The sequence below is a fragment of the Listeria aquatica genome, assembly GCF_014223975.1.
In the GTDB taxonomy this organism is placed as follows: Bacteria; Bacillota; Bacilli; order Lactobacillales; family Listeriaceae; genus Listeria; species Listeria aquatica.
On the sequence record NZ_JAARRM010000003.1, the window covers coordinates 208,981 to 217,810 of the forward strand.

Genomic DNA, 8,830 nt, shown 5'->3' on the forward strand with positions numbered 1-8,830 from the left:
ATTTTCCCTATTAGACCCGTAAAACACCTAATTATTTTCCTTCTAATTTCATGCTGCGTTTCTTTTTTACTACTAAAAACAAATTCGTGCCAACTGCTAATGCCGCTGCTGCTAACACAACTGAAATTGGGAAACCATTCGTTACTAACGCCACTGCGGAAATTCCACCACCAGTTATAGGTAATAAAACATTCGCTCCTGAAATACTCACTGCTGTCACCTCCTTCACCCATCCAAAAAAGCTAGTTTTATTTCATACTTTTAAAACTGTCAAACTCTTTTTGGGATAACGTAATCGGTTGTTTGAACACTATATATAATTGTTTTTCTGACTGTTTATATTGAACTACTCGATAATCTTGGCTGATTAAAGCTAGCGTGCTAATAGGATCTCGAGTTTTTATTTCTTCATTATTTTTCAATTTTTTAGCGATTTCACTTGTTTCCTTCAGAGCGAAATTCTCTTTCCCCCGTTCCACATACGAAACAATTGTTAATTTATCGCCTGACTTCGCTTGATGTTGCATGCGAATTTCACCAGGATACTTTTTATCCTTCAACAATTTTTTACTTGGGAAAAACAACTGAATCTTTTTTAATTTATAATTTTGTTTCTGATAAAAAACTTCACTTTCTTTTTTGTGTTCCGCTTTAACCGGCGTCAAGCAAAGCGTTCCTTTACTTCGTGAAACTTCAAAAAAATCTGGTTGAAACTTAAGTTCATCTCTTGTAAGTTTTATTTGTTTTACATCATTCTGATGAATGGTTGTTTCTTTCGCATTTTTATTTTGTTGAGCACTCCAAATCAAAGCTCCAACAACAAGAACTACAAGTACCGCTAAGCCTATTCCTAAAAAATATTTCTTTTTCATTCCCTCACACTCTCTCCGTTTTAATCCAACCATTCTCCTTCGATAAATAGCGCTTAAAAGCAATCAAAACACTTGGAATCATTATAATGTTGTATATCGGCATGAACAGTCCCGCTTCAATACATCGAAAAAAAGAAATGGATTCAATCTCTTTAAACGCACGTACATTCCAATAATACTTAATGGCAAAAAACATACCTGGTACAATAGAAATCGCAATAAGAATCAAAATAAAAGCTAATGTATTGTCTAATTTCCCGCTATATAAAAGTTCCGTGTGTACCAAGTGATATAAAAATACACTTAAAATAATCCAAGAAAAAAAGATTAAAATTCCACCTAATAAATTCAAAAACGGTTGTGAAAAAAAGTAAAAAATATCTATTTTACCCGACAAACCGATTTTTTTGCTTTTCAGAATCCTACGTAGATATTTCAAGCATTCAATATTTCCTTGTACCCAGCGACTTCTTTGCATAATTAACTGTTTCACTGAGGTCAAACCTTCTTGGGCAACAATGCCTCTTGGTAAAAATTTAATTTTTTCACCTTTCAAAAATAACCGTAAAGTCATTTCATAATCCTCTAACAGGCTGTTTCCCCAAGGCGCTTCCACACTCAATTTCTCCAAGGCAGACAAACGAATGAACTGTCCATTCCCGCCTAACCCTACACTATTCGTATAATTTCGAACATTTTGTATATCTGCAACCATTGTAAAAAATTCCACATCTTGCAATAATGGTAACAAACGCTTGTTATTGCGAATTTTAACACGACATTGAGCAGCTGAAGTGCTACTATCTTGAAAGGCAATGGATGCTTCTTTTAGTGCGTTCTTTGAAAATTCACCATCACCATCAAGCACAGTGACAATTAGCTTTGTGTCATCCACTTTTAACATACGCACAACTCGCATCAACTTTTTAAAAGCCTCATTTAGGGCTTCTCCTTTACCAGTTCGCGCATTAGGAAGTTTTCGTTCAATAATATGAACGTTCTTACTAGCTATCTTCCTGACCACTTTGAGTGTGTCATCATCAGAGGCATCATCAATAACCACTACATGGACATTGCCTCCCGAATCCAAAATATTTCTAACTGTTTTATCAATAACCTTCATTTCATTTAAACAAGGAATAAAAACAACGTAATGAAGCAGATCTTGATAGACCATTTTCTCCTTTTTAATCATTTTAGGAGAAGTAATTAATAAAAATACATAAAACACATATATACCAAATAAAATAGTGGCAAGAACATCTATCAACATCATTACTTCTTCACCTTCCCTGGAATTAAATAAACTAATTCCCGCTGATTATAATTTCCTGTTCTATGATTAAATTTTCCTGTACATGAAATCAAAATGACTTGTGAAGTTGTTTTTTGTTTTACATCGATCGAAGCATCAGGATCCGCTTCCGTGTCTACCCTTTTTTTTCGTTTGAATTCAAAGTACTTTTTCTTTCCATTGGAAAACGTAATTTCAATTTGATCTTTTTGATCCATTTTTTCTAAATAAGAAAAAGGACCAAGCTCATTTTTCCAATCCCTATGAGCCGCAATAAGTGATGTTCCTTTTTCTCCAGGAATCGCGCTATTTTTTAACCAACCGGCTTCTTTTAGCCCTTCCGGCACCTCCATTCTCTGCTTTTCATCCACACTAACTAGACGAATAGGCACGGATATTGATGGTTTTAAAAACTTTAATTTTACTGGAAGAACCTTTTTTTTGATAGAATCTTTTTCTTTCTTCTCTTCCTTAATCGTTTTGCTTTCAACTTGCACTTCCACTTCTTGATGATTCTTCAAAAAATAATGATAAACATTGACACAATTCAGCAAAATAAATAGTACTACACAAAATATAAATACTTTTTTTACCATGATTTTTCCTCAGTATTAATTTTGAAGGATAAACAAACAGAATTCTTATTTAGTTATTTGGAACTCCATTCAAATCTGGAGTTGTGTAAAGTAATTCTTGTGGAATAAGTGCATATGGTTTAAAACTACTTGCAGCAGAAGGAGTTAACCATCTTAAGTCATAGTAGTATCTACCTGTAGAAGCTTGACTTGCAGTGTAGTAAGGTGCCACAGCTTTCACTTTAATAATTTGTCCTGCTTGTAGATATAATGGCGCAGTATTTTGAACAAGTGTGTCATCAACATAGATTTGCACTTGAGCACTTCCCGTTGAATAGAATCTATAAGTCCCTGTTTCAGTTAATTTAATATAAGCTGTTTTCTTTATTTGGAAACCAGCACTTGGGTTTATTCCCGGATACGGCTCCTTGTTAGCTGCACAGCTAAAATCAAGGGTTGCATTTTCATAACGACTTGCAACCGGAATGAAATTCAAAGTAAGATTATCCTGACGTTTTGCGTATTCAGTAAAAACTCCGTGAACGAGTTTGTCAGGCACTTCAGTATCCACACCTTGCAAATCTGGAGTCGTGTAGATACTTTCTTGAGGAATTAAGCGATATGGTTGTATAACGCCACTAGCTATTGACGGAGTTGACCAATATAGATCCGTACTGTACACACCTTGTCTAGCAGAATCCATTGTCGGAAATGAATTAACAACTTTCACTTTCACAATTTGTCCCGTTTGCAAATAAACAGGTGCATAACTTTGGACAAGCATGTCATCAATATAAACTTGTGCATTACCTGATGAAGAAGCATAAAATCTATATGTGCCAGTTTCATTTATTTTAATATAAGCAGTTTTTGCAACTCTAAAGCCAGTGTTAGGATTTAGTCCCGGATAAGGTTCTCTGTTTGTAGGACAGCTAAAATTCAAATCTGTATTTTCATATTGACTTGCAACTGGTGTATAGCTTACGCCATCTCGCTTAAAGTATTCTGTAAATGTTCCGTGAACTAACTTCCCAGTTACTCTTGAAGTCTGCGTCTCAGCTTTTTGAATGCCTGCTGCTGAAGCAAAATTGCTCTGACTCATTAGTATTGATGAACAAGCAAGTAAAATCATTGCTCCCATTAAAAAAAACTTTTTCATTTTCAACATTTTTCTCCTCTTCCTTTATTCATATTTGTTTATCCTTCTATACTATTTTAATTTTATTCCAAGTCCTTTTAAATTACGCCTAAGACTATTTCCATTGATTTTTGTTACAAAAATGTGAATAAGTATTTATACATATCAAACATGAAATATAATTCTCTGTTTTTGTTACGAAAATGTGAACAACCATATATATATATAATCTGGCACCATAAGCTATATTATTTTCGCTCAAAAATTAAATTTTTATATTTTTTACATATCTTTTACTTTAAATCGTCCCACAAATACTTGTTTTACAATTATTTTTATCAGTATAATTGTAATTATTTTTACGGGAGGAAATAATTATGTTAGAGATATTATCATTTTTACAAAATGAAGAAAAAATCACATCGGATGTTGCGCAAGCAACTTTCTTACCACAGGAAATGATTTATTCATTTCCTAATCACAATCACAAAATCGGCATTATAAAGAGTGGTTTCTGCCAATTAGAAGGTTATCTAAATGAACAATGGGTGTTACTTGGTATTCTAAAAAGTGAAGACATTTTTGGTGTTGAAATACTTTTAGATGATTCTTCCTTGCTATATGATCCAGTACAATATCGAATCACCACATTACAACAATCAGAAATCTTTTTCTTAGATAGAGAATACATTTTAAACCACCTATACGGAACAGAGGGCTTTCAAAAACTATTGCGGGACTGCGTAATTCAATCGATGATTAAATATGCCAATCATTATCTAAAGGTCTTTTCTCCTCCATCAGAAAGAATTTACAACGCTTTATGTGAAATAGCCAAAAACCTCGACTTACCAATCATCGGAAATAAAATTACCTTTCCTAAATTCGTAACTAAGACTTTCATCACTCGCTACACACGTTGTAACCGAAGCCGAGTCTATAAAACGCTAAATGAATTACAGACAAAAAACATCATTCTAGCTTACCATCCACTACAAATGGTTCCTTGTAAAAAACAACTTCTTTCAAAAACAACAGTATCCATAGAAAGATAAAGCATCACAAAATAAAAAGTAGAAATCAAACAAAAGTTTCTAAAAAAACTTCATTTGATTTCTGCTTTTTGTTAAAACCAGTCACTTTTACTTATCCGAAAGTTCCGCTTCACGCTTCATAGTTGCCTCCACACTGTGCATCACACTCGCTGCAAACGCATCATCCATGAGCGAACTCACACCAGCGATTGTCGTACCACCAGGAGAACATACCTGATCCACAAGCTCATACGGGTGTGTTTCGCTTTCAAGTACCATTTTAGCGCTACCAAGAACCGCCTGAGCCGCAATTTCGAGCGCCTGTTTCTTAGCAAGTCCGGCCTTAACTCCCGCACGTGCAAGCGAGTCAATAAAAATATAAATAAATGCAGGTGAACTTCCAGCAAGAGCCGCAAACGTACTGAAATCTTTTTCAGGAATACGCGCCGTGCTCCCTACCGCAGCAAAAATCTCCTCAACATTTTGATAGTCTTCCGCGCTCACAAATTCGTTCCCGCAAACCCCAGACATAGATTCGCCAATTGTTGCATTTACATTAGGCATGACACGAACAATGCGCATTTTCTCTCCAACAAACCCCGCCAATTGTTCCAGACTAAGTCCAGCCGCAATCGAAACCATAAGTGGGCGCTTCGATTCAAAAGCCGATTTCAAATCCGGTAAAATCAGTTCAAATACATAAGGCTTCACTGCCACAACGACAATATCAGCTTGTAAAACTAAATCCTCAGAAGCATCTAGCACTTTCACGCCAGTTTTTCTTGCAAAGTCTTCTGCCTTTTCCTTCGTACGATTAAAAATCAAAATATCTTCTGCGGGCATTTCCTTCACGAGACCGCTAATAATCGCTTGCGCCATATTTCCAACGCCGATAAATCCTACTTTCATTGTTTTCCGCTCCTTTCGATGTATCCAGTAAAAATATAGCATTCTTCCACAAAAAACGCACCCTTAAAGGGTGCGTTTTTCGCTTATTTCGCTTCAAATTTTTGTACAACAGCTGCCGGCTTCCGGTCTCTCACTAAAAAGCTAAGCAACCAGCCAAGTGCCGCAAAGGCCGCAGAAACAAAGAACGCCGCAGTCATTCCACTTAAACTAGCATCCGCCGCATGTTGCGCGTAACTTTGCGGATTCGTTGCAAGAAGCGATTTTCCTGGCATATGATCCTTTGTTACATTTGTCAAAACCGTAATCATCAGCGCCGTTCCAATCGAACCAGCAATTTGCCGGATCGTATTATTAACCGCCGAGCCATGATTTATCAAATGATTAGGCAAAGCATTCATCCCCGCTGTGCTTACTGGCATCATTGCCATCGAAATCCCTAAAAAGCGAATCGCATAAAATAGCATCACATGCCACATTGGCGTATCTGCCGTAAGAAACATAAACGGTATCGTTCCCGCCGTTAAAATAGTTAAGCCGATAATCGTTAGCCAACGTGCCCCAATTTTATCAAAAATAACCCCTGTAATAGGACTCATAACTCCCATCAAAAGTGCACCTGGAAGCAAAAGCAATCCAGATTGTAACGCCGTTTCCCCGCGAATACTTTGAATATACAATGGAAGCACGATCGAAGTTCCGATCATAGCCATTGTCACAATCGAACTAATAATTACCGAAAGTGAAAACATCGGGTACTTAAAGACACGAAATTCCAAAATTGGATTATCAATTTTCAATTGTCTCCAAATAAATAATGCAATCACAATTACCCCAACAATCAAGGTTGCAACTACAATTGGATCTCCCCAACCATCATTGCCGGCTGCACTAAATCCATAAAGAAGTGATCCAAAACCAATAGACGAGAGCACAATCGAAAAGAAATCAATCTTAATGTCAGTCAACGTCACAACTTTTTTCATACCAAAGAATGACAGCAAAATATCAACAATAGCAATTGGAATAAGAACCCAAAATAAAACTCTCCAATCAAAACTATCTACAATCCATCCAGATAGCGTTGGTCCAATGGCTGGAGCAAATGCCATGACGAGTCCCATAATTCCCATCGCTGCTCCCCGTTTATCTCTTGGAAAAATTAAAAGAAAAATAGTTTGTAATAGCGGCATCATAATTCCCGCACCAGCCGCTTGAACAATCCGTCCAATCAGTAGCACCGAAAATGATCCCGCAAGAGCAGCAATCAAAGTACCTGTGGCAAAAACAACCATCGCTGTGATAAATAAAATTTTCGAATTTATTTTTTCAATCAATAGCGCCGTAACTGGAATCATAATCCCATTTGTAAGTAAAAAGGCCGTTGTCAGCCACTGCCCAGTTGCTGCTGTAATTTTTAAATCATCCATAATCATCGGTAGCGCTGTAGCAAGTAGCGTTTGGTTCAGCACAGCCACAAACGCACCAATGACCATCGTTACCACCAATAGAGTTCGATTAAACGGTTTTCCGTTAGCATCTACTGGATTTCCTTCTGAAATTGCGTTCACGTAGACTTCCCCTTCCCAAATAGCATTTCTGTGAATATTAGTAGTATAATTCAATAATACTAGTTAGTCAAGAAAAAATGACCACGCAGTCAATTTATAATAATTCATTAATTTGTGATTCAAGTTTGCTTATTTCAGTTTCCAAGTTCTTGGGTACTTGTTGTTTTAAATATAAAATTGCGCCTTGAATAATAAAGCTTCGTGGAGTTTCCTTATTGTTTAATTCAGCTAAAAGAGCATTTAAAGTTTCCTTAAACTGCCACTTATCCGAATCAGCAATTTGCCCGGCATCAATTTTCATCAGCAAGTCTTCCACCAAATTTTTCAATTTACCCATCCGCCGTTTCTTGAGTGACAAGTGGTCAGGCGTAAACCCATCCATATCTTCATCTGTGAGTACAATTTCTTTCGTCCTAACGACATCCTTCACAATAACTTCCATTCGGTTCATCACATAGTCTACAGCTTCAGGAATCCTTGCCCTTTCTTTATTGCGTTTGCTTGAAACAAATACAAAAAGAAGAATCATTCCCGTTAACATCATTGCAAGATCATTCAAATAAGGTTCAGTCTCTTTCCCATATACTAGTAGCATCTGTTCCTTTATCCATTTAACACTTTTCGAACGCACACTGAGAAGGAATTGATTAAAGTCATCATCAAGTGTAGCTTGAGAAAAACTAATATTTAAAATTTCGGCATTTTTGATATGGAATTTCACCAGCAGTTCAATACAAGTTTTGAACTTTTCTTTCTGGGTCTTATCTTCCTCTTGCATGATCTGATCTAACCTCTGGTAAAGAACCGAATACTCTTGTTTAAAAATTGTAATAGCCAGTTCTTCTTTTGATGTAAAATAATTATAAAATGTTCCCTTGGAAATTTCACTGGCCTCCACGATATCAGTCACAGAAGTTAATAAATAACCTTTTTTTCTAAAAATTGTTTTTGCTTCACTTATAATTCTCCGTTTTTTATCTTTCAACTCTTCATCTCCTCAAGATAATTACACCCTAAGTATAATAAAAATAAACGCATAGTTCAAGTTAATGCCAAATAAAAAGACATTCCTGTTAAGAATGTCTTTATCCGATGCCGGCTGCAAGAGTCGAACTCGCGACCTACTGATTACAAATCAGTTGCTCTACCAACTGAGCTAAGCCGGCTCAATCATATAAAAGCCACTTGCCGGGCTTGAACCGGCGACCTCTTCCTTACCATGGAAGCGCTCTACCAACTGAGCTAAAGCGGCAAAACAAGGCCAGATATACAAAAAAATGGCTCCACAGGTAGGACTCGAACCTACGACCGATCGGTTAACAGCCGATTGCTCTACCACTGAGCTACTGTGGAACAATAACACCTTGCCCGGCGGCGACCTACTCTCACAGGGGGAAGCCCCCAACTACCATCGGCGCGGAGAAGCTTAACTACCGTGTT

9 protein-coding genes, 3 tRNA genes and 1 rRNA gene are annotated in these 8,830 nt (G+C 36.7%); 1 reads left to right on the plus strand and 12 read right to left on the minus strand.

The genetic code is table 11. The features are described 5' to 3' along the window. Positions 1-31: 31 nt before the first annotated feature. The 5 genes from HB912_RS09635 to HB912_RS09655 are packed head-to-tail and all read right to left on the minus strand — an operon-like array spanning position 32 to position 3,900. The gene (locus HB912_RS09635; protein WP_185374127.1) at positions 32-211 is read right to left on the minus strand and encodes a hypothetical protein; all 180 of its coding nucleotides are present in this window, start codon (positions 209-211) and stop codon (positions 32-34) included. 37 nt (positions 212-248) lie between these two features. Further along, on the minus strand, positions 249-872 hold the full coding sequence (locus HB912_RS09640; RefSeq protein ID WP_185374129.1) for a carbonic anhydrase family protein: 624 nt from the start codon (positions 870-872) through the stop codon (positions 249-251). 4 nt (positions 873-876) lie between these two features. Further along, complete coding sequence (locus HB912_RS09645) at positions 877-2,148, minus strand: glycosyltransferase family 2 protein (RefSeq protein WP_185374130.1); 1,272 nt, start codon at positions 2,146-2,148, stop codon at positions 877-879. Beyond that, positions 2,148-2,762, minus strand: a complete 615-nt coding sequence (locus HB912_RS09650; RefSeq protein ID WP_185374132.1) for a class F sortase — start codon at positions 2,760-2,762, stop codon at positions 2,148-2,150. The genes HB912_RS09645 and HB912_RS09650 overlap by 1 nt, the downstream gene beginning before the upstream one ends. Before the next feature lie 49 nt (positions 2,763-2,811). After that, on the minus strand, positions 2,812-3,900 hold the full coding sequence (locus HB912_RS09655; RefSeq protein ID WP_185374134.1) for a PA14 domain-containing protein: 1,089 nt from the start codon (positions 3,898-3,900) through the stop codon (positions 2,812-2,814). A gap of 356 nt (positions 3,901-4,256) precedes the next feature. Here HB912_RS09655 and HB912_RS09660 point away from each other — a divergent pair, with 356 nt between their 5' ends. Further along, on the plus strand, positions 4,257-4,934 hold the full coding sequence (locus HB912_RS09660; protein WP_185374136.1) for a cyclic nucleotide-binding domain-containing protein: 678 nt from the start codon (positions 4,257-4,259) through the stop codon (positions 4,932-4,934). Between the two features lie 87 nt (positions 4,935-5,021). On the opposite strand, the gene proC is transcribed toward HB912_RS09660, so the two are convergent. The 7 genes from proC to rrf all read right to left on the minus strand — a co-directional run. Beyond that, entirely contained in the window at positions 5,022-5,822 is an 801-nt protein-coding gene (proC, locus tag HB912_RS09665; protein WP_185374138.1) for a pyrroline-5-carboxylate reductase, read from the minus strand. An 83-nt stretch (positions 5,823-5,905) separates the two neighbouring features. Beyond that, positions 5,906-7,390: a DHA2 family efflux MFS transporter permease subunit gene (locus tag HB912_RS09670; RefSeq protein WP_185374140.1), complete on the minus strand. Its 1,485-nt coding sequence runs from the start codon at positions 7,388-7,390 to the stop codon at positions 5,906-5,908. Between the two features lie 94 nt (positions 7,391-7,484). Continuing rightward, positions 7,485-8,375 (minus strand): TetR/AcrR family transcriptional regulator, encoded by an 891-nt coding sequence (locus tag HB912_RS09675; protein ID WP_185374142.1) that lies wholly within the window; start codon positions 8,373-8,375, stop codon positions 7,485-7,487. A 108-nt stretch (positions 8,376-8,483) separates the two neighbouring features. Continuing rightward, positions 8,484-8,556, minus strand: a tRNA-Thr gene (locus HB912_RS09680). Between the two features lie 13 nt (positions 8,557-8,569). Beyond that, positions 8,570-8,642, minus strand: a tRNA-Thr gene (locus tag HB912_RS09685). Between the two features lie 26 nt (positions 8,643-8,668). Continuing rightward, positions 8,669-8,743 (minus strand) — tRNA-Asn (locus HB912_RS09690). 13 nt (positions 8,744-8,756) lie between these two features. Then, positions 8,757-8,830 (minus strand): 5S ribosomal RNA (rrf, locus tag HB912_RS13400); the annotation flags it as partial.

Coding starts and splice junctions, on each gene's coding strand:
- HB912_RS09640 (WP_185374129.1), bottom strand. CDS start 872: ATGAAAAAGAAATATTTTTTAGGAATAGGCTTAGCGGTACTTGTAGTT.
- HB912_RS09660 (WP_185374136.1), top strand. CDS start 4,257: ATGTTAGAGATATTATCATTTTTACAAAATGAAGAAAAAATCACATCG.
- HB912_RS09650 (WP_185374132.1), bottom strand. CDS start 2,762: ATGGTAAAAAAAGTATTTATATTTTGTGTAGTACTATTTATTTTGCTG.
- HB912_RS09655 (WP_185374134.1), bottom strand. CDS start 3,900: ATGAAAAAGTTTTTTTTAATGGGAGCAATGATTTTACTTGCTTGTTCA.
- proC (WP_185374138.1), bottom strand. CDS start 5,822: ATGAAAGTAGGATTTATCGGCGTTGGAAATATGGCGCAAGCGATTATT.
- HB912_RS09645 (WP_185374130.1), bottom strand. CDS start 2,148: ATGATGTTGATAGATGTTCTTGCCACTATTTTATTTGGTATATATGTG.